Here is a 332-nt window from a genome sequence, read left to right on the forward strand (position 1 = left end):
ATTGAAGCAAAGTCTGTGTCCATAGCAGAGAAATTCTCAATAGCATTCACATTGAGTGTTTGCACTTTAGCAAAGACAGAACCAGCGATAGAACCGGGTTGTAAATTTAAATAACCCCCTGTAGTGTCTATATTTAAAAGAGTTGCTTTATCTGCAAGCACTGTTCCATCCCAATCTGCATTTGTGCGAATGCTAAGCTCTGTTGTGCCTGTGAGGTTAATATTTCCACTTCCAGCATTTACAGAAGTTGTAGTAGTTCCTTTATCTAATGTAAGATTTGTTTTACCTGTATGATCAAATACAGATTCAACAGTCCCTGAACTCTTAGAAAC

Annotated in this window: 1 protein-coding gene; it reads right to left on the reverse strand. The window is 37.7% G+C overall.

Annotated elements, in window-relative coordinates; translation table 11 throughout:
* The coding region (locus CCZ01_RS10705; protein ID WP_181566413.1) for a hypothetical protein at positions 1-332 on the reverse strand (332 nt) is incomplete at both ends.

It is taken from the genome of Helicobacter monodelphidis (assembly GCF_003288845.1).
GTDB lineage: Bacteria > Campylobacterota > Campylobacteria > Campylobacterales > Helicobacteraceae > NHYN01.